The sequence below is a fragment of the Pseudomonas sihuiensis genome (assembly GCF_900106015.1).
GTDB classification, from domain to species: Bacteria; Pseudomonadota; Gammaproteobacteria; order Pseudomonadales; family Pseudomonadaceae; genus Aquipseudomonas; species Aquipseudomonas sihuiensis.
Map to the genome: position 1 here is coordinate 253,744 of NZ_LT629797.1, position 17,583 is coordinate 271,326.

Genomic DNA, 17,583 nt, shown 5'->3' on the forward strand with positions numbered 1-17,583 from the left:
CTAGGCATCAAGTAGCGATTCGCGGTGACACATGCAGCACAGTGGGGACACCATACGTGGTTTTATCGCCAAGTGCGAATGCTCGATGCAGCTTTTTTGCAAATAATGACTGATGGGCGCGCCGGCACTCTTTGAAGCGTGGCGCCTGCCTCGGTAAGATGCGCTCACTTTTTTCGTAACCGCCCACTCAGGACACCTCGCCATGAGCATCAAATCGGACAAGTGGATTCGCCGCATGGCCCAGGAACACGGCATGATCGAGCCTTACGTCGAGCGCCAGGTGCGCGGTGCCGACGACAGTCGCGTCATCTCCTACGGTGTTTCCAGCTACGGCTACGACGTACGTTGCGCCGATGAATTCAAGGTGTTCACCAATATCCACTCGGCCATCGTCGACCCGAAGAATTTCGATGAAAAGAGCTTCGTCGACATCAAGAGTGACGTTTGCATCATTCCGCCTAACTCCTTCGCCCTGGCCCGCACGGTCGAATACTTCCGCATTCCGCGTGATGTGCTGACCATCTGCCTGGGCAAGAGCACCTATGCGCGTTGTGGCATCATCGTCAACGTCACGCCGCTGGAGCCGGAGTGGGAAGGTCACGTGACCCTGGAATTCTCCAACACCACCAACCTGCCGGCGAAGATCTACGCCAACGAAGGTGTGGCGCAGATGCTGTTCCTGCAGTCCGATGAGGCCTGTGAGGTTTCCTACCGTGATCGTGGTGGCAAGTACCAGGGTCAGACCGGGGTAACCCTGCCCAAGGCCTGATCGCAGAAGCGTTGCCAGAAAGCCGGGCTTAGCCCGGCTTTTTTGTGCGCGCTAGCGTTTGGTCGGATAGCCTGAATTTACTGCTCATGTGGGGCTCCACCTGTAACAGTCCACGTTCAGGAGAACGACTCATGTCTTTGCTCGATCTCAATGCGGGAGGCATTCCCGGCCAGCCCGAGCCCGATATCCCTGATCAGCCAGGAAGACCCGTGCCGCCGCAGGAGCAGGGTGAGCCGACATTGCCCGATCAACCGCCGCCGGCGCCGGTGGCGCAGTGTCGGCCACGTGAGGTTTTCGAGCGCCTCGCCGCGCCAGCAGAGCGCATTGCCGGGGAGTGGCATTGATTTGCAGTGCAGACGAAAAAGCCGGGCGATGCCCGGCTTTTTCTTTCCGCCCTGCGGCGCTCAGGGCACCAGTGGCAGTTCGCGTTTGTGGCGTGTGTTGTCGTAGGTGCGAACGATGGTGGCATAGGCCTCGTCACTGACTTTCTCGCCATGCAGGAAGGCGTCGATTTCGGCGTAGGTGACGCCATGCGCCTCCTCGTCTGGTTTGCCTGGGCGCAGCTCTTCCAGGTCAGCGGTCGGCGTTTTCATCACCAGGTGCTGCGGAGCACCCAGGTGCTTGGCAATGGCACGTACCTGATTCTTCACCAGGCCGGACAGCGGGGCGAGGTCGCAGGCGCCGTCACCGAACTTTGTGAAAAAACCCATCACCGCCTCGGCGGCGTGATCGGTGCCGATCACCAGGCCATTGTTGGCGTTGGCGATGGCGAACTGGGCAACCATGCGGATGCGTGCCTTGATGTTGCCGACGACGAAATCGCGGCGGGCGTCGCTGAGTTTCTGTAAATGGGTGACCTGCTCGCCGAGGCCGGAGACGCTGTCGGCGATGTTTACTGTGTCTTGTTCATCGGCGCAGATGAATTTCAGCGAATCCTGGGCGTCATGCTCGTCGTGCTGAGCGTTGTGCGGCAGGCGCACGGCGATGAAGCGGTACGCAGTATCGCCTGTTTCGGCACGCAGCTCCTCGACCGAAATTTGGGCCAGGCGCCCGGCGGTCAGCGAGTCGACGCCGCCGCTGATGCCCAGGACCAGCACCTTGAGGCCGGAATTCTTCAGGGTGTTCTTGATGAAGGTCTTGCGCCGCTCGATTTCTGCACTCAGCGCAGCGTCGTCGGCGAACGGCGGCACCACGTCGAGGGCGGCGGCGATTTCGGCTTGGCGGTTGCTCATGTCTGGCTCCTCAGTGGGTCACGCGAAAGACGTGTTTCAGGTAATGGACGAAGTTCTCGTCGCGGCATTGGGTCTTGCCGGGCGTATCGGAAATCTTCGCTACCGGTTGACCGTTGCAGGCGATCATCTTGATCACGATGTTCATCGGCTCGACGCCGGGGATGTCGCAGGTCAGGTTGGTTCCGACCCCGAAGCTTACGTGGATTCGCCCGGAAAGTGCACGGTAGAGCCGCAGCGACTTGGGCAGGTCGAGCCCGTCGGAGAACACCAGGGTCTTGCTCATCGGATCGATGCCGAGTTTCTCGTAGTGGGCGATGGCTTTTTCCGCCCACACCAGTGGGTCGCCGGAGTCATGGCGCAGGCCGTCGAAGAGCTTGGCGAAGTACAGGTCGAAATCGGCGAGGAAGGCATCCATGGTGATGCAGTCGGTCAGGGCGATGCCTAGCAAACCGCGGTATTCGCGCACCCAGCAGTCGAGCGCGGCAATCTGGCTGTCGATCAGGCGTGGGCCGAGCTGCTGGTGCGCCATCAGCCATTCGTGGGCCATGGTGCCAATGGGCTTGAGGTCGAACTCGCGGGCCAGGTGCACATTGCTGGTGCCGACGAAGCGACCGGGGAAATCGCGCTTGAGGATGTGTACCGCCTGCTCCTGCACGCGGTAGGAGAAGCGCCTGCGGGTGCCGAAATCAGCCAGCTGGAAGCCGGCCAGTTCGCTCGGCGAGGCTTCGGCCTTGAGCCAATCGAGCTTCTCGTACAGGCGCTCGGCAGCCTGCTCCAGCAGCACTTCACGGTAGCGATAGCGGTTGCGTACCTCGCTGACGATGGCCAGCAGCGGCACCTCGAAGAGGATCACGTGCAACCAGGGGCCGCGCAGACGGATGCTCAACTGGCCGTCTTCGATGCTGGTGTGCACGTAGCGCAGGTTGAAGCGGAACAGGCTTAGAAAGCGAATGAAGTCCGGTTTGATGAACGGGATGCGTTCGAGGAAGGCCAACTGGTCGACGCTCAGGCTCAGCTCACTGAGGCGTTCGATCTGATAGCGGATCTCGGCCAGGTAGGGCGTCAGATCCTCGCTGCTGCGGCAGCGGAATTCCCATTCCACCTCGGCATTGGGGTAGTTGTGCAGCACCGCCTGCATCATGGTCAGCTTGTAGAAATCGGTGTCCAGCAGATTCTGTACGGTGCGGTCGGCGAAGATGCTCTCGCTCATCGCAGGTTCTCCTTGGCGAGGGTGCCATCCAGCTGTTCCAGGCTGGCAGCCAGTGTGATGCCCTGTTCGCGCATGGCGAGGCAGGCGGTTTCAGCCGTTTCGCTGGCGATGGCTCGGCAGGCCGGCAGATACACGATCACTTCGAAGCCGGCGCGACGCAGTTGCAGGGCGGTGGTCTTGACGCAGTAGTCCAGGGCCAGGCCGCCCATCAGTACAAGGTCGACGCCATTTTGCCGAAGAAATTCGATCACGCCCGTGCTGCGCTTCTCGGCCAGGTCGTGATAGCAGGCGCCGTAAGGGTGCAGGTCCGGCTCAACACCTTTCCACACGAAGTAGTCGTAATCCAGCGGCGCTGGCAGGCCATCGAGCAATTCGAAGCCGGGTGTACCAGGTACGCAGTGGCTGACCCAGGTCAGGTCGGCATTGGCCAGCGGCAGGGGGCGCAGCATCTCATCGTGTGTGTCGACGACCCAGGCCGCCTGCGGGCTATGGGCATCCTTGCTGCCGATGCGCAGCTGGGCGCGTGCGGCCAGTTGGTTCAGCGCCGGGACGATGGCATCGCCCTCGGGTACGGGGAGCTCGCTGGGGCATAGCGGGGTGAAGCCTTTCTGGGCGTCGACGTCGAAGCTGGCGATCTTCATGGTGCGCCTCCTTCTCGTGGGTGAGTGACTACATATTTCATCTGATGAAATATGTAGTCAAGCGTTTTCACCAAATCCTGCGTGAAAAAATATGAGTTATTGGTCAAGATGAAATAAGTAGATGAAGGAGCAAGGGACGGGATGAGTGCAGTGGAAGTGCTGGCCGGGGTGGATATCGTTGCCCTGCGCCTGAGCGAGGAGGGGGTGTTGCAGGTGCTGCTGCTGCGTCGCCAGCGCGAACCCTACGCCGGGCAATGGGCGCTACCGGGCGTGCTGGTCAACGGTCGTTGCGCCGATGCCAGCCTGGACGCCGCCGCAGCCCGTGCGCTGGCGGACAAGGCACGCCTGCAACCGCAGTATCTGGAGCAGGTGGCGACGGTGGGTAATGGTCTGCGAGATCCACGTGGCTGGTCGCTGAGCACCTGCTATCTGGCGCTGCTGGCACCCGACGCCGAGCCGCAGGATGAAAGTTTGCGCTTCGTCGATCTGTCGCGCGTCACTGCAGGGCAGCAGGCGTTGCCATTCGACCATACGCAACTGGTGCGCCTGGCAGCCGAGCGGCTGCGCGGCAAGTCGGTGTACAGCTCGCTGCCGCTGTACCTGCTGGCGCCGCGATTTACCGTGACCGAAGCGCTGACGGCGTTCCAGGCTTGTCTGGGCGAGCCGGTGCAGCACACCACCTTGCGCGGGAGGCTGGAACGGATGAAGGCGCAGGGTTGGATCAGTGATACCGGCGAGAAGAATTATCCGAAGATGGGGCGGCCACAGAACCTGCTGGAGCATCGTCCGCAAGAGTCTGAGGCCTTTATCTTCGACCGCAGCCTGCTGGCTTAGCAGGCCGTTGAAGAACTACCTACGTTGCCTTGCTGCGTTAAAAACAGGCTCGCGTGCGAGCCCAGTCAAAATGCTCATTTACAGCTCGTAAAGTCGACCGCGACTCCGATCGTTTTTCGCCTGTTTTTGCGGGGCCGCCACAGGTATTGCTCTGGCTGCCTCGCCTAGGTTTTTCAACGGCCTGTTCGCAGGCGCTCCCTGAATCGCAGGCAAAAAAATAGGCGCCAGAGGCGCCAGGGGAGCATTTCAATCGATGCATGTCTCTGAGCCTGCTTCGTCCGGGAAGTTCCATTCGGTGATGGAAAAAAGCCATCTTTTTTCTTCAGGCAAAAGAAAAGGCGCCAGGGGCGCCTTAAAACGATGATCTATGGAGTAAGTCGATTATTCAGAGTGGGGCGCTGAGGGAAAGGTTCAGCGTCGCCCGACGAACGGTCATTACTTGGCCGGCATCAGCAACAGGCGTTGGTTGCCGTAGACCTTGTCCAGGTTCTGTGCCTTGAACGGGAAGCTCATGTAGCCGCCCTTGAGCCATGACTCGATGCCGTCGGCATAGTGTGGGCTGGCCGGGTTGCCGGACTGGCCCGAGCTGTTGACGCCGACCAAGGGTTCGTCCGCGGCGAAATCCACCACGATGCGCATGGCCGGGATCAAGAAGGTGTTGAAATCCTGGCCCCAGGCGTAGGCGGAGACGTTCAGCGTGCTGTGGTCGCCTCCGGCCGGATAGGGGCCGCGATCCAGGTAACCTTTCAGGGCGTTGATGCTGGTGCGCTGGCTGGCGCTCATGTAAGGCGCCATGCGCGTGGTGTCCGTTACCCACTCATAGGTGTGCAGCTTGCCCCATTGCCAGTTGCGACGCTCGGCGCCCAATCGATTTTCCAACAGCTCGATGCTGGCGGCCAGGCTGCGCGCGAGGATGGTCGGCTTGTCTTCCTGCTCTGGCGTGCGGATGTCGTTCCAGAACGGGCTGTCGGCACGCCCAAGCAGATGATCGGCCTGCGCCGAATAGGAGGTGTTGGCGGTTTGCACCAGTGCCTTCCAGGCTGGACTGTTGTCCGGGCCCAGCTCGTCGAGGAAGATCTGCCGTGCGCTTTCATGCAGGAAGGCGCCGTAGATGGCGGCATCGGCCGAACTGGCGGCAAGCTTGCCGTCGAACGCCAGCAGGCGCTTCAGCGCTTCATCGGCACGTGCGCGCTGGCCAGCCGGCAGGGCAGCGATGGCCTGGCGCAGCGAGTCGTGCATGGCAGGGTCATTGAACATGGCCTGCAGTTTGGCGACGAAGGGCGAGGTCTGGTCGTACTGCATGGCGATCATGCTGCGGCCATCGTGACGGCCATTGCCGGCCAGCTCGGCGATGCGTTCGGCGCGTTCCGGGTAGTACCAGGAGCTGGACAGCTGCATGCCGTAACCGGGCGGCACGCTGCGTTCGTTGGCGGTGCCCAGCCAGCCTTGCGGCGGGTCCTGATCGTAAGGGTGCAGCATCGGGTCGGCGAAGCCGTCCCAGGCGTAGCGCTCGTCCCAGCCAGGGGAGGGCAGCAGGCCACGACCTTCGCGGCGATTCGGATAGCGCCCGGTGACCTGCCAGCCGATGTGCTGGGCGTCGGCGAAGACGATGTTCAGCGGCATGGCGCGGATCTCCCGCGTCGCCTCGAAAGCCTGGTCCACCGATTGTGCTCGCGACAGGTCGAAGAAGGCGTCGAGGCTCTGGTCACGCTCGAACTGGGTGGTTTTCAGCGCCAGGCCGTAACCGCTCTGCAGCGCCAGGGGCTGCAGCATATGTTTGCGTTCGCCCAGTACCGAGTTGAGCAGCGGGCCGTTGCGGGTTTCATAGAGGGTTTCGCGAATCGGGCGCTGGCCCTTGATGAAGAAGGTTTCCTGGCGCTCCATCACCGGTAGCCACTTGCCGTCGGCCTGGTACATCAGGCGGCTGCCTTCGCGTTTTATGCGCTCCAGGTAGATGTCCTGATTGTCGCCCATGACCATGGTCATGCCCCAGGCCAGCTTGCCGTTGTAGCCGGCCACCACCGCCGGTACGCCGGCCAGGGAGACGCCAGCGGCCTGATACTTGGGCGAGCGGATCTGCACGAAGCTCCACAGCGAGGGCATGCTCAGTGGCAGGTGCGTGTCATTGGCCAGCAGGCTCTTGCCGCCACGGCTGCGTTGCGGGGCGATGGCCCAGTTGTTCGAGGCGGCGACGCCGAGCATGTGTTGTTCGGCGATTTGCGCGGTTGTGCGGGAAATCGCCTGCAGGCCCGGCAACTGCCCCTTGAGGTCGAGGCCGGCGAGTTTTTCCGCCTCGGCGAAGGGCAGCGGTTCGTCCGGGTAGATCGGCAGCAGCCAGGGCAGCTTGTCGGCACCCACCTGCTGGGCCATGGTCAGCGCGGCGATCTCCTCCTGCAGGTTCACCGCCAGGCCGAAGTTGAGCAGACAGAACAACAGCACCGAGTCCTCGGGCTTCCAGTACTCGGGACGGTAGCCGGACTCGGCCAGATCCATCGGCATACGATCGCGGTAGCGGAACATATAGGCGTTGACGCCACGCGAATAGACCTCGAAGAAGCGCTTCAGGCGTGGCGAGGCGTCGGCGTAGAGAATTTCTGCATTCTTTTTCAGGTTGACCGCGCGCATGAAGCGGTCCATTTCCAGCACGCCGGGCCCCGCCATCTCGGCCAGGCGGCCTTGAGCCAGCAGGCGCATGCCGACCATCTGGCTGAGACGGTCACCGGCATGCACGTAGCCCAGGGTAAACAGCGCGTCGTGAAAATTGCTCGATTCGATCAGCGGCATGCCGAGTGCGTTACGCCGCACCGACGCACTCTCGGCCACGCCCTGGATGCGCTCAACGCCACGGGTAGGCGGCACGCTGTCGGCATAACGGCTGTTGAGCAGGGACTGGCAGCCGGCGAGGCTAATCAGTGAGGCGGCAAGAGTCAGGCGGGCCAGCGCGCGCATGGCGAAGTTCCTTGGTGTGCGGACGGTCGAGGCCGGTCGCGCAATGACCGGCCACAAAGGCGCCAAGGTAATAAGGCTGTCGCAGCCTGGCAAGAGGGGCTCAGGCGTTTGCTCGAGACCCTTTCAGTCCTTCGTCCAGTAACCAGCGTGCAGCGATGCGGGCAGCGGCCTTGTGCTGCAGTTCCAGCTCGTTGAAGCGTTTTTCGAAGCGCCGCCGTTCAGCCTTGTCCAGCGCTTTCCAGCCCGCATGCGTGGGCACCTCGGCGGTGGCTTCGAAGAGCAGATGGAACACCTGGCAGCGGCTGTCATTGCTCAGGGCGCTGTCATAGTTGTCAAGCAGCACCTTGATGCGGATGGCGCCTTCGATCAGTGGCAACTGCTCGTCGAGAAGACTGCTGGCGAGGATGTTCAGATCACCGCCGATGCGTTGCTGGCGTTCTTGCTGCGCTTCGTCACGGGCGCGCTGGTTCGCCCAGACGCGGAGCCACAGATGCCAGGCATAAGCGGCCAGCGCTGCGATCAGCAGCAGGCCGCTCAGCAGCAGGGTGAGGTTCAAGGCACTCATGCGCGGTTCAGGCGCCGTGGCACTTCTTGTACTTCTTCTCGCTGCCGCATGGGCAAGGATCGTTACGGCCGACATCCTTCAGCGCGTTGCGCACCGGCTCCTGATGGCCATGGTTGCAGTGCGGGCCGTGCACATGGCCGTGATCGTGATGATCGTGGTCATGGTTGCAGTCAGGGCCGTGGACGTGGGGTTGGTTGCTCATGGTGTTACTCGTGCAGGTTATTCGGGGATGAAATCGCCGGGAATTATCTCGCCATTACGCGACATGTGCACGCTTCGGCCGAACAACATGCCGGTTTTTACCTCACCCTTGAGGCTATAGCGAATCGGTACGTCCGGTTTTTCCAGTGCCTTGACGATCTGCCGCACATGGCGCCAGAGGTTGGTGCGCACCGGTACTTCGAAGGTGTGGTGGCCGTGGGCGGGCACGGTGAACCACTCGTTGGAGTAGCCCTCGGCCAACTGGATACCATTGAGATGGACGTTGTAGTCCAGCCCGCGCACCGGCAGGCTGACGCCGTTGGGATTGTCGATTCGAAAACGCAGGCGGAACTCCTGTTCGAGCAGCCTGGCCTTGACCACATCAACTTTGATGAGTTGGACGTCCGGGTCCTTGAAACCACCTGTCATCCAGGTGGAGCATCCTGGCAGGCCTGAAAGCAGGCCAAAAAACATCAATAGGCTGATAATTCTTATCATTTGCGCCTGAGAAAACATTTCATACCCCCATTGCGTCCCAGTGTAACAAGCAAGCGCTTGGCTGCAACGGGGAAGCACTCATTATTTTCAACGAGATATTGTGGAGGTTTCGGGTTGTTGGTAATCGGGAGAGCATGAATGAGACGCCTGAAGTGTCAGGGCAAAGGAACCTGCGCCATACTGAGCGGCGAATAGGACAGGAGTGTGACCATGAGTCGCTACGAGATCGCCTTCTCCGGGCAACTGGTGCCGGGCGCCCAGCCGGAGTTGGTCAAGGCCAACATGGCCAAGCTGTTCCAGGCCGATGCTCAGCGCATCGCTCAGTTGTTCTCCGGGCGCCGCATCGTGATCAAGAACAATCTCGACGCCGCCGGGGCGGAGAAGTACCGCGTGACTCTGGAACGTGCCGGTGCGCGGGTCGAGGTCGTCGACATGGATGCGTTGATCGAGGAAGTCGAGCTGGCCCCGCCACCGCCCGTAGAGCCGGCAACTTCTCCGGCAGCCGCACTGCCCGCGGCCAGGCCGGGGCGCCTGCAGGTCGCACCACGAGATGAGTACATGGCCGCGTTCAGTGATGTGGATGCTCCGGATTTCGATATCGCACCGGTAGGCAGCGATCTGCAGGACGCCAGGCCCGACGCCGCCGCGCCACAGGTCGACCTGTCGCAGTTCAGTCTGGCGCCCGTTGGTAGCGATATGGGGCAAGCCAAACCTGCGACTCCAGCGGCTGCACCGGACACCTCGCATCTGAAGCTGCAGGATTGAGAATTCACTAGCCTGACTGAAACGCCGTGAGCTGCACACGCAGCCACGGCGTTTTTGCGTTCAGGCCACTAACCCGCCTTGCATTTGGCAGCGGCCTCCTCGGGTTTGAGGTTGCGCACGCTGGTGAAGAACAGTTCGCAGGTTTGCAGTTTCTCCGTCACCTGCCATTTCTCGGTGCAGGTGTTCAGCGTCTGCTGCGGATCAGCTGTCGGTTGCTGGCCCATACCGGCTTGCCAGCAGGCGGCGCTCAGGTCCTGCCCCATGACCTTGATCCCTGCTGCGTTGGCGGCGGCCTCGCTGCCCTTGTTGTTGGCCGGGTCGGCCGCATACCAGATGTAGCTGGGATGGTTGGCGCCGAGCACTGAGACCTGCTGCCCAGGTGCTGCATCGATCTGGCCGAGGCCCAGCACCGGCAGATTCACCCCGTATTGCTGCGTGATCCAACTGCGCACCGGCGCACCAAAGGCGACCATCGGCAGGCTGGTATCGCCAGAGCCGACGCTGAGCTCGCTGACCATGCGCCGCTGATAGCTGGTGAAATAGCCATAAACGCCTTCCAGGGCACTGCCGGCACTGGCTGGGGCGGCGATGGGAGCGATGTCGATGATGGTCTGGTAAGCGGGGGTGTGTTCCGGCTGTACGCCATTGAAACTGAGCAGCGAGGCCCAGCGATCCGTGGTGCTCGAACGCAGATAATCCTGAGCCTGAGTCAGTGAGTAGTCCGGTGGGAAGTGCAGCAGCTCGACGCTCTTGCGGTTCTCCAGGGCCATGCCCAGAGGCAGGAAGAAGTACCAGTTGTACTGCCATTTACCGTCACTATTGAGCTGGCTGGCGCCCTGATAGGCCAGATCACCGGCATCGAGCAATTGCAGCAGGGACTTGCCGTAATCCGTTGGCGTGCCATCGAAATTGGCGTGAATATGTTCCCCATTGCGTGTTACGCGCACGTTGGCCTGGGGGTAACCATCGCGCGTCAGGCTCTGTTGCAGGTAGTGTTCGACCGTCTGTTCCAGCGTCCAGTCGCGGTAGCAGATCACACTGCAATTGTTCGGGTAGGCGAACAGGCGGCTGACGCGCTGGCTGTCACCCAGATCCAGCGTTTCCCCTTGCAGCCCGCCGGGCTGGTTGGCGCAGCCTGCTAGCAGGCCGGCCAGGATAAGAGCGATACCACTTTTCTTGTGCATGGCTTTCTCCTTGTTGAATGTCCTCGCAGGACGTATCAACTCAAGCAGAAAGCAGGATTAACGCCAATCAGGCATTCAGGTAGGGCGCACAGCATTTCTTGAACTTCTGCCCGCCCTGGCAGGGGCAAGGATCATTGCGTCCGGCCTTCAGTGGCACCGTCGGGTCGAGGAAGAACCAGCGTCCGTCCACCTGAACGAAAGCGGAGCATTCGCGGTGACGATGTTCGCCGTTGTCATCGTGCCAGCGTGCGACGAAGCTGACCTGGGCGTGTTCTGGCTTGCCGCCGAACACCTCGCTGCCTTCGACTTCCAGGCCGAGCCAGGTGCTTTGGGCGCTCCAGGCAGCCATCGCGTCGCGGTCGAGCGCCTGCTGCTGGACGGGCAGGGTGGTGGCCACCAGATAGTCCACCAGGCCCAGTACATAGGCGCTGTAGCGCGAGCGCATCAGCAGCTCCGCGCTGGGCGCGTGGGTGCCCGCATGATAGTGACCACAACACTGGCTCAGCGAATTACCGCTGCCACAAGGGCAATTGGGATCGAGTGGGTTCATTGCTCTACCACCAGTATTTGCCGAAGTTTTGTGGATTAGCCCAGAACTTCGCGTTCAACCAGTCGGGAACTTGCTTGTAATCGAGTAGATCATAGGTGAACAGATGCAGGGTCTGTCCCTCGCGCTGGAACTGTTCACTGGCTTGCATGGCCAGGGCGAAAAAGTCGGTTTCCTGCCAATCACCTGCCTTGAGGTCGAGCAACACGGCGACCCGGCTGGCGTTGAGGTTGCGAATGCCACCCAGTAGTTGCAGTCCATCGCGTTTGGGTAAGTGCTCCAGACAGTCGACCAGAATTGCCAGGTCGAAGCGCTGTGCGGCCAGTTCCGGCGCCAAGGGAGCAGCAGGTGCGGTGGTGACCTGACACTGCGGGTGGGCGCTGTGAAAGGCGCTGACTGCGGGCAGTTCGCTTGCGCCGAGTAACAGCAGTTTCTCGGGGGTATAGCGGGCAAGCAGTGCCGCAATGGCTTGCTGTGGAGTACGGGTACTAAGGCTGGCGGTCATCGAACTTCCTCGAAAAGTCTGCAAAGACTAACGTGGTGTCGGTATCAGGCCTAGAGTGAGAGAAAATTATCCGCAGAAGCTGCTATAGCTGGCGGATTGTACAACTCCTGTCTTTACTACTATCGAGTCGGTTATGGGCCGATGAACATTGGAGACCTAAAGTATGAGTATCACAAGGAACGCAGTACCCCTGATTCTGGCTAGTACCTTGCTGACCGGTTGCGCCGGCCTGCAGAAAACCGACTGGCCCACCTGCGCAGCTGTAGGCGGTGTTGGTGGTGCGGCGTTAGGGGCAATCGAAAGCTCTACCTGGGCTGGTGGTGGTGCGCTGGTGGGTGCCGGTATGGCTGCCGCCTACTGCTGGGTACATGGTGCCGAAGCGCAGCAGGTTGCCGTCGTCGAAGAAGTCGTTGTCGAGGAGGTTGCCGTTGCCGAGCCGGCCGAAGCCGTCCGTGTCGAGCTGGACGTCAAGTTTGACTTCGACAAGGCCCAGGTCAAGCAGGAAAGCTATGGCGACATCAAAGCCCTGGCCGACTTCATGAAACAGTACCCACAGACCAGCACCGTGGTTGAAGGTCACACCGACTCGGTGGGCAGCGATGCTTACAACCAGGGCCTGTCCGAGCGCCGTGCCAGTGCCGTGCGTGACGTTCTGGTCAACCAGTACGGTGTCGAGTCCGGCCGTGTGCAGGCAGTGGGTTATGGCGAGAGCCGCCCGGTTGCCGACAACGCCACTGCTGATGGTCGCGCCATCAACCGTCGCGTGGAAGCCGAGGTCGAAGCTCAGCCGTAAGGCGCTTCGTGTAAGCCAAGTCAGGCGTCACCCGCGAAGGCCCGACCGATTTCCATCGGTCGGGCCTTTTCTTGTCTGAAATCCTGTCGCCGTCTTTACTCCTGTGATACCGGCAACATGCCGGTATCACAGGAGACACCGCCATGAGAATCAAGCTTTCGAGGGTTTTACCCTTTCTCTTGGTCAGCAGTGTTCTCTCGGGTTGTGCCACGACTTCCAGTACGGGAGACGCGCCGCTCAACCAGGGGAACTGGCCCCTGTGCAGTGCGATTGGAGCCCTGGCCGGTGGCGGCCTCGGCGCAATCGAAAGTTCCACCTGGGCAGCAGGCGGCGCGGTAGCCGGTGCTCTGCTGGGCACCATCATCTGCTATGCGCAGGACGGCGACGAAGATGGCGACGGTGTGTTCGACCGCCGTGATCGCTGCCCCGGCACGCCAGCCGGTACTGCGGTAGGCCATAACGGCTGCCCTTTGCCGCAATACCCCGCCAGTGTTGCGACCGAGCCGGCGATGGAGCAGCAGGCGCAGGATGAGATCATCGTTCTCAGCGACCTGGGAAATGTGCTGTTCGCGTTCGATTCAGCCGAACTGACGGCTGAGGCGCGGCGCCTGCTTGCCGATGTCAGTACCCGTCTGACCGGTGCCAGTCTGGTCGCAGTCAAGGTCGTCGGGCATACCGATAGCGTTGGTTCTGATGCCTACAACCAGGGGTTGTCCGAACGCCGCGCACGCAGTGTTGCCGACTTTCTCATCGCCCAGGGTGTGCCTGCCGGCAAGCTCAGTACAGAAGGCCGTGGTGAGAGCCAACCGGTGGCGGACAACGGCAGTGATGCCGGCCGCGCACAGAACCGCCGCGTAGAGTTGTACGTTTCCCGTTGAAGCGCAGGGGCGCCCCACAGGTCATCATAGGCCTGGGGGGTGTCGCTTTTGCGGCTGGTGATAGCTGAGGTCAAGGAAAATATTCCCTCGCTCTGGTGGTCCGGGCCGCGACCGGTTAACGTGCTGCGCTATTAGAAAAACCAGAGCAAGAGGGCGGGGATGAAAGCATTGTTGATGATGGGCAAGGCGCTGGCCTTGGCTTTCTGGCTGGTATTTGCGGCGGCGCTGGCCAAGCGTTTTGGCGCGCCGTTCGAACAGCTCGTCTATCTGCTCGCGGGCTTTCTTGCGCTGCTGCATGGGGTACAGCTGTGGCTGTTCTCGGGGCTCCTGTCCGGTCGCGCTAGCCCCTGGCTGGATCGTGTACAGGTCCTGCTGTTCGGCATTTTTCACCTCTATCCGCTGAAGGCCGAGCAAGGGGCCGAAAGCGCTGCTGCAGCTGCGCTCGAGGAGGCGGCTCATGCGTAGTCTCGCCCTGTTGCTCTGTCTGTTCGCAGGTCCGTCGTTGGCCGCTATGCAGGTCACGGTGCCGTCCAATACGCTGATGCGTTTGCCGGTCGCCAGTAGCAGCCTGCAGCTCGAACGGCTGGAAGTGGCGGATCAGGCGACCCTGATGATTCCGGCAACGGTGACCGAGTTGCATATCGGTGAGCTGCTGATGGGCCGCGACGCGCGCATTGGCGTTGCGCCCAGCGATCAGCCACTGCGACTGGTGGTAGAGGACGCCGATATCGGCCCGGGCGCCTGGATCAGCGCCAAAGGTGCCGCTGGCACTTACACCCGGCCAGCCACGCCTGGGCGGGAGATCAAGCTCAAGCTGCACAAGCTGACATTCGAATCCTTGACCCTCGATGTGCGCGGTGGTCAGGGCAGACCGGGTTATGCCGGGCTCGATGGTGCGCATGGGCAGCCGGGTGGTTGCACCTGGGGTCAGGCCAGTGCTGGCCACGATGGTCAGGACGGCACCGATGGGCATGAAGGTGCTGCAGGCGGCAGCGTGGTGCTGGAGGTACCTCACCACGTCGAGGTCGAGCGCATGCAGGTGTTGCTCGATGGCGGCGCGGGTGGTGCAGCTGGTTCGGCGGGGCGCCCCGGCCGTGGGGGCGCTGCCAAGGGCTGCCTGCTCTACGGTGTAGATGGTGCGGCCGATGGCAAACCTGGCCAGCCTGGGCGCGAAGGTGCGGCGGGCCGCAGTGGTGCCGTGCAGGTGTTTCGGTTCTGAATAATTGCTGCTGCCTTGGTTCGTAAGGCAGCAGCGCCAGTCAGAACATCGGACGCATGGCCGCCAGCGTCATCAGTGCCAGGCCGATCAGCAGGTTGCTGCCGACCACTTTGCGAATCCGCCCCAGCGCCTCGCCGCCTGCAGGCCAGTTCTCGCTCTCCACGGCGCGCCGCAGCTGCGGCAGCTGCAGCGCCTGAATGCGCAGGAACAGGGCGAGCATCACCAGATACAGACCCATCATGACGTGCACGTAGCGCGGCGCGGCGTCGAAACCGCTGTAGCTCATGTGCAGCATGCCGACTCCAGTCAAGGGCAGGACTGCTACCGCTATCCAGACCCAGACGAAGAAGCGTTTGAACACACTCAGCCACAGGCGCAGGCGTGCTGGCGGCTCCAGTATGTCCACCGCCGCCGGGCGCAGGATCATCCAGGCGAAGAACATCCCGCCGACCCATACGACGGCGGCCAGCAGGTGTAGCGCATAGAGTGGTGCGTAAGGTGTCATGCGGTATCTCCAGAGGGGCCGTTTGGCAGGTCGGTTCATTCGATTGGCACGCGAGTCAGCGCCAGATCGATTGCCGCGCTATGATAGCGACCGCTCCGCGAATACTGAAAATTTATCCAGCCTTTTTCGTTTCAGAATCCATGCTCAGTACCGAACTCAAGTCCCAGATCCAGGGCGCCTATTCGCGCTTTCTCGAGGCCAAGTCGCTCAAGCCGCGCTATGGCCAGCGCTTGATGATCGCCGAGATCGCCAAGGTGCTCGGCACCATCAAGACCGATGACGAGGGCAAGCGTCTGGGTGATCCTGCCGTGGTGGCGGTCGAGGCGGGCACCGGTACCGGCAAGACGGTGGCCTACAGCCTGGCCACCATCCCCACCGCCAAGGCCGCTGGCAAGCGCCTGGTGATCGCCACCGCCACCGTGGCCCTGCAGGAACAGATCGTGCACAAGGATCTGCCTGATCTGTTGCGCAACAGCGGCCTGAACTTCAGCTTCGCCCTGGCCAAGGGGCGTGGCCGCTACCTGTGCCTGTCCAAGCTCGACCACCTGCTGCAGGACGGCGCCGCGCAGAGCGCTACCGCGCAGTTGTTCGAGGAAGAAGGCTTTCGCATCGACGTCGACGAGCAGGGTCAGAAGCTGTTCACCGCGATGATCGAGAAGCTCGCCGGCAACAAATGGGATGGCGACCGCGACAGCTGGCCGGAGGAGCTGGAGGACGTTCGCTGGGCGCAACTGACCACCGACCACAGCCAGTGCACCAACCGTCATTGCCCGAATTTCCAGCAGTGCGCTTTCTATAAGGCGCGCGAGGGCATGGGCAAGGTCGACGTGATCGTCACCAACCACGACATGGTGCTGGCCGATCTGGCGCTTGGCGGCGGCGCGGTACTGCCCGACCCGCGCGAAACCATCTATGTGTTCGATGAGGGCCACCACCTGCCGGACAAGGCCATCGGCCACTTCGCCCACTTTACTCGCCTGCGCTCGACTGCCGACTGGCTTACGCAGATCGACAAGAATCTGACCAAGCTGCTGGCGCAGAACCCGTTGCCGGGCGATCTCGGCCGTCTGATTGAACAGGTGCCGGAGCTGGCCCGCGAGCTGAAGACTCAGCAGCAGTTCATGTTCGCTGCCTGCGAGCAGATCGCCGACTTCAAGGCCGGCGAGGACATGGAAGGACGCGAGCGCCCGCGTCATCGCTTCGTCGGCGGCGTGGTGCCGGAGCATCTGACCGAGTTGGGGCTGGAACTGAAGAAGGGCTTCTCCAAGCTCAATGACCTGTTCACCGGCGTTACCGAGCTGCTCAAGGAGGCCATGGACGGCGAGGGCGCCGTGGGCATCGCCAGCCACCAGGCCGAGGAGTGGTATCCGCTGTTCGGCAGCCTGATGGCGCGCGCCAAGGGCAACTGGGAATTGTGGCTGGCCTTCACCGCTGAAGACCCCGAGGAAAGCCCACCCATGGCGCGCTGGCTGACCCTGGCCGAGAGCGGTGCGCTGTTCGATATCGAGGTCAACGCCAGCCCGATCCTCGCCGCCGAGACCTTGCGCCGCAACCTGTGGAACGTTGCCCATGGCTGCTTGGTGACGTCTGCGACCCTGACCGCGCTGGGCACCTTCGACCGCTATCGCATGCGTGCCGGCCTGCCCAAGGCGGCGGTCGCGGCGATAGTGCCAAGCCCCTTCCATCATGCCGATGCCGGCCTGCTGCGTGTGCCCGATCTCAAGGCCGACCCGCGTGAGGCTGCTGCGCATACGGCGGCTATCACCCGCGAGCTGCCGGGCCTGGTGGCAGGCAGTCGCGGGACGCTGGTGTTGTTCTCCTCGCGCAAGCAGATGCAGGACGTGTTCGACGGCCTGGATCGCGACTGGCGCAAACGCGTGTTCATTCAGGGCAACCTGTCCAAGCAGGAGACCCTGAACAAGCACAAGGCGCGTGTCGATTCAGGCGAGGAAAGCGTGCTGTTCGGCCTGGCCAGTTTCGCCGAGGGCGTCGACCTTCCTGGCGCCTACTGCGAGCATGTGGTGATCGCCAAGATTCCCTTCGCCGTGCCGGATGACCCGGTTGAGGCGGCGCTGGCCGAGTGGATCGAGGCGCGTGGCGGCAATCCCTTCATGGAAATCGCCGTGCCGGACGCCTCGCTGCGTCTGGTGCAGGCCTGCGGTCGCCTGCTGCGTACCGAGGCTGATCGCGGCACTATCACCCTGCTGGATCGGCGTGTGGTTACCCAGCGCTACGGCAAGGCCATTCTCAATGCCTTGCCGCCGTTTCGTCGGCAGATCGACTGAGAG

General features: G+C 62.1%; 18 protein-coding genes and 2 pseudogenes. 9 read left to right on the forward strand and 11 right to left on the reverse strand.

Annotated elements, in window-relative coordinates:
• Positions 1-202 precede the first annotated feature (202 nt).
• Both dcd and BLT86_RS01330 read left to right on the forward strand, forming a co-directional pair.
• Positions 203-769: a dCTP deaminase gene (dcd, locus tag BLT86_RS01325; RefSeq protein WP_004423764.1), complete on the forward strand. Its 567-nt coding sequence runs from the start codon at positions 203-205 to the stop codon at positions 767-769.
• 86 nt (positions 770-855) lie between these two features.
• A pseudogene (locus BLT86_RS01330) lies at positions 856-1,041 on the forward strand (hypothetical protein); the annotation flags it as partial.
• A gap of 132 nt (positions 1,042-1,173) precedes the next feature.
• On the opposite strand, the gene nadE reads toward BLT86_RS01330, so the two are convergent.
• The 3 genes from nadE to BLT86_RS01345 are packed head-to-tail and all read right to left on the reverse strand — an operon-like array spanning position 1,174 to position 3,852.
• Positions 1,174-2,001: an ammonia-dependent NAD(+) synthetase gene (gene nadE, locus BLT86_RS01335; protein ID WP_017677828.1), complete on the reverse strand. Its 828-nt coding sequence runs from the start codon at positions 1,999-2,001 to the stop codon at positions 1,174-1,176.
• A 10-nt stretch (positions 2,002-2,011) separates the two neighbouring features.
• A complete protein-coding gene (pncB, locus tag BLT86_RS01340) occupies positions 2,012-3,211 on the reverse strand; it encodes a nicotinate phosphoribosyltransferase (protein ID WP_017677827.1) in 1,200 nt (399 codons plus the stop codon).
• Positions 3,208-3,852 (reverse strand): nicotinamidase, encoded by a 645-nt coding sequence (locus BLT86_RS01345; protein ID WP_079784265.1) that lies wholly within the window; start codon positions 3,850-3,852, stop codon positions 3,208-3,210. Before BLT86_RS01345 ends, pncB begins: the two co-directional genes overlap by 4 nt.
• Before the next feature lie 141 nt (positions 3,853-3,993).
• Between BLT86_RS01345 and BLT86_RS01350 the strand changes: the two genes are divergently transcribed.
• Positions 3,994-4,686 (forward strand): NUDIX domain-containing protein, encoded by a 693-nt coding sequence (locus BLT86_RS01350; RefSeq protein WP_092374324.1) that lies wholly within the window; start codon positions 3,994-3,996, stop codon positions 4,684-4,686.
• Positions 4,687-5,121: 435 nt separating this feature from the next.
• On the opposite strand, the gene BLT86_RS01355 is transcribed toward BLT86_RS01350, so the two are convergent.
• The 4 genes from BLT86_RS01355 to BLT86_RS01370 all read right to left on the reverse strand — a co-directional run bounded on the left by BLT86_RS01355 (position 5,122) and on the right by BLT86_RS01370 (position 8,917).
• Positions 5,122-7,635, reverse strand: coding sequence for a penicillin acylase family protein (locus BLT86_RS01355; RefSeq protein WP_017677824.1), 2,514 nt, complete (start codon positions 7,633-7,635; stop codon positions 5,122-5,124).
• Positions 7,636-7,735: 100 nt separating this feature from the next.
• Positions 7,736-8,200, reverse strand: a complete 465-nt coding sequence (locus tag BLT86_RS01360) for a DUF2489 domain-containing protein (RefSeq protein WP_017677823.1) — start codon at positions 8,198-8,200, stop codon at positions 7,736-7,738.
• Positions 8,201-8,207: 7 nt separating this feature from the next.
• On the reverse strand, positions 8,208-8,402 hold the full coding sequence (locus BLT86_RS01365) for an SEC-C metal-binding domain-containing protein (RefSeq protein ID WP_017677822.1): 195 nt from the start codon (positions 8,400-8,402) through the stop codon (positions 8,208-8,210).
• Between the two features lie 17 nt (positions 8,403-8,419).
• Positions 8,420-8,917, reverse strand: a complete 498-nt coding sequence (locus BLT86_RS01370) for an LEA type 2 family protein (protein ID WP_026088655.1) — start codon at positions 8,915-8,917, stop codon at positions 8,420-8,422.
• 192 nt (positions 8,918-9,109) lie between these two features.
• Between BLT86_RS01370 and BLT86_RS01375 the strand changes: the two genes are divergently transcribed.
• Positions 9,110-9,664 carry a hypothetical protein gene (locus BLT86_RS01375; RefSeq protein WP_017677820.1) on the forward strand — a complete coding sequence of 185 codons (555 nt, stop codon included), beginning with the start codon at positions 9,110-9,112 and terminating at the stop codon, positions 9,662-9,664.
• Between the two features lie 68 nt (positions 9,665-9,732).
• On the opposite strand, the gene BLT86_RS01380 is transcribed toward BLT86_RS01375, so the two are convergent.
• The 3 genes from BLT86_RS01380 to BLT86_RS01390 form a co-directional block, all read right to left on the reverse strand.
• The gene (locus BLT86_RS01380) at positions 9,733-10,848 is read right to left on the reverse strand and encodes a hypothetical protein (protein ID WP_017677819.1); all 1,116 of its coding nucleotides are present in this window, start codon (positions 10,846-10,848) and stop codon (positions 9,733-9,735) included.
• Between the two features lie 67 nt (positions 10,849-10,915).
• On the reverse strand, positions 10,916-11,398 hold the full coding sequence (locus BLT86_RS01385; protein ID WP_026088654.1) for a YchJ family protein: 483 nt from the start codon (positions 11,396-11,398) through the stop codon (positions 10,916-10,918).
• A gap of 4 nt (positions 11,399-11,402) precedes the next feature.
• Complete coding sequence (locus BLT86_RS01390; RefSeq protein WP_004423805.1) at positions 11,403-11,900, reverse strand: DUF6231 family protein; 498 nt, start codon at positions 11,898-11,900, stop codon at positions 11,403-11,405.
• Between the two features lie 439 nt (positions 11,901-12,339).
• On the opposite strand from BLT86_RS01390, the pseudogene BLT86_RS26030 reads away from it, so the two are divergent.
• From BLT86_RS26030 to BLT86_RS01410, 4 genes and pseudogenes are all read left to right on the forward strand, one after another.
• Positions 12,340-12,693, forward strand: a pseudogene (locus BLT86_RS26030) (OmpA family protein); the annotation flags it as partial.
• Positions 12,694-12,836: 143 nt separating this feature from the next.
• Positions 12,837-13,571, forward strand: coding sequence for an OmpA family protein (locus BLT86_RS01400; protein WP_026088653.1), 735 nt, complete (start codon positions 12,837-12,839; stop codon positions 13,569-13,571).
• A gap of 174 nt (positions 13,572-13,745) precedes the next feature.
• Positions 13,746-14,036 carry a DUF1145 domain-containing protein gene (locus BLT86_RS01405; protein ID WP_231976632.1) on the forward strand — a complete coding sequence of 97 codons (291 nt, stop codon included), beginning with the start codon at positions 13,746-13,748 and terminating at the stop codon, positions 14,034-14,036.
• Positions 14,029-14,790 carry a hypothetical protein gene (locus tag BLT86_RS01410; protein ID WP_017677814.1) on the forward strand — a complete coding sequence of 254 codons (762 nt, stop codon included), beginning with the start codon at positions 14,029-14,031 and terminating at the stop codon, positions 14,788-14,790. The genes BLT86_RS01405 and BLT86_RS01410 overlap by 8 nt, the downstream gene beginning before the upstream one ends.
• A 40-nt stretch (positions 14,791-14,830) precedes the next feature.
• On the opposite strand, the gene BLT86_RS01415 is transcribed toward BLT86_RS01410, so the two are convergent.
• The gene (locus BLT86_RS01415) at positions 14,831-15,295 is read right to left on the reverse strand and encodes a CopD family protein (protein WP_017677813.1); all 465 of its coding nucleotides are present in this window, start codon (positions 15,293-15,295) and stop codon (positions 14,831-14,833) included.
• A 140-nt stretch (positions 15,296-15,435) separates the two neighbouring features.
• Between BLT86_RS01415 and dinG the strand changes: the two genes are divergently transcribed.
• Positions 15,436-17,580, forward strand: a complete 2,145-nt coding sequence (gene dinG / locus BLT86_RS01420) for an ATP-dependent DNA helicase DinG (RefSeq protein ID WP_017677812.1) — start codon at positions 15,436-15,438, stop codon at positions 17,578-17,580.
• Positions 17,581-17,583 lie beyond the last annotated feature (3 nt).

Coding starts and splice junctions, on each gene's coding strand:
- BLT86_RS01350 (WP_092374324.1), top strand. CDS start 3,994: ATGAGTGCAGTGGAAGTGCTGGCCGGGGTGGATATCGTTGCCCTGCGC.
- BLT86_RS01345 (WP_079784265.1), bottom strand. CDS start 3,852: ATGAAGATCGCCAGCTTCGACGTCGACGCCCAGAAAGGCTTCACCCCG.
- BLT86_RS01410 (WP_017677814.1), top strand. CDS start 14,029: ATGCGTAGTCTCGCCCTGTTGCTCTGTCTGTTCGCAGGTCCGTCGTTG.
- dcd (WP_004423764.1), top strand. CDS start 203: ATGAGCATCAAATCGGACAAGTGGATTCGCCGCATGGCCCAGGAACAC.
- BLT86_RS01360 (WP_017677823.1), bottom strand. CDS start 8,200: ATGAGTGCCTTGAACCTCACCCTGCTGCTGAGCGGCCTGCTGCTGATC.
- BLT86_RS01415 (WP_017677813.1), bottom strand. CDS start 15,295: ATGACACCTTACGCACCACTCTATGCGCTACACCTGCTGGCCGCCGTC.
- dinG (WP_017677812.1), top strand. CDS start 15,436: ATGCTCAGTACCGAACTCAAGTCCCAGATCCAGGGCGCCTATTCGCGC.
- BLT86_RS01355 (WP_017677824.1), bottom strand. CDS start 7,635: ATGCGCGCGCTGGCCCGCCTGACTCTTGCCGCCTCACTGATTAGCCTC.
- pncB (WP_017677827.1), bottom strand. CDS start 3,211: ATGAGCGAGAGCATCTTCGCCGACCGCACCGTACAGAATCTGCTGGAC.
- BLT86_RS01370 (WP_026088655.1), bottom strand. CDS start 8,917: ATGTTTTCTCAGGCGCAAATGATAAGAATTATCAGCCTATTGATGTTT.
- BLT86_RS01405 (WP_231976632.1), top strand. CDS start 13,746: ATGATGGGCAAGGCGCTGGCCTTGGCTTTCTGGCTGGTATTTGCGGCG.
- BLT86_RS01380 (WP_017677819.1), bottom strand. CDS start 10,848: ATGCACAAGAAAAGTGGTATCGCTCTTATCCTGGCCGGCCTGCTAGCA.
- BLT86_RS01365 (WP_017677822.1), bottom strand. CDS start 8,402: ATGAGCAACCAACCCCACGTCCACGGCCCTGACTGCAACCATGACCAC.
- BLT86_RS01385 (WP_026088654.1), bottom strand. CDS start 11,398: ATGAACCCACTCGATCCCAATTGCCCTTGTGGCAGCGGTAATTCGCTG.
- BLT86_RS01375 (WP_017677820.1), top strand. CDS start 9,110: ATGAGTCGCTACGAGATCGCCTTCTCCGGGCAACTGGTGCCGGGCGCC.
- BLT86_RS01400 (WP_026088653.1), top strand. CDS start 12,837: ATGAGAATCAAGCTTTCGAGGGTTTTACCCTTTCTCTTGGTCAGCAGT.
- nadE (WP_017677828.1), bottom strand. CDS start 2,001: ATGAGCAACCGCCAAGCCGAAATCGCCGCCGCCCTCGACGTGGTGCCG.
- BLT86_RS01390 (WP_004423805.1), bottom strand. CDS start 11,900: ATGACCGCCAGCCTTAGTACCCGTACTCCACAGCAAGCCATTGCGGCA.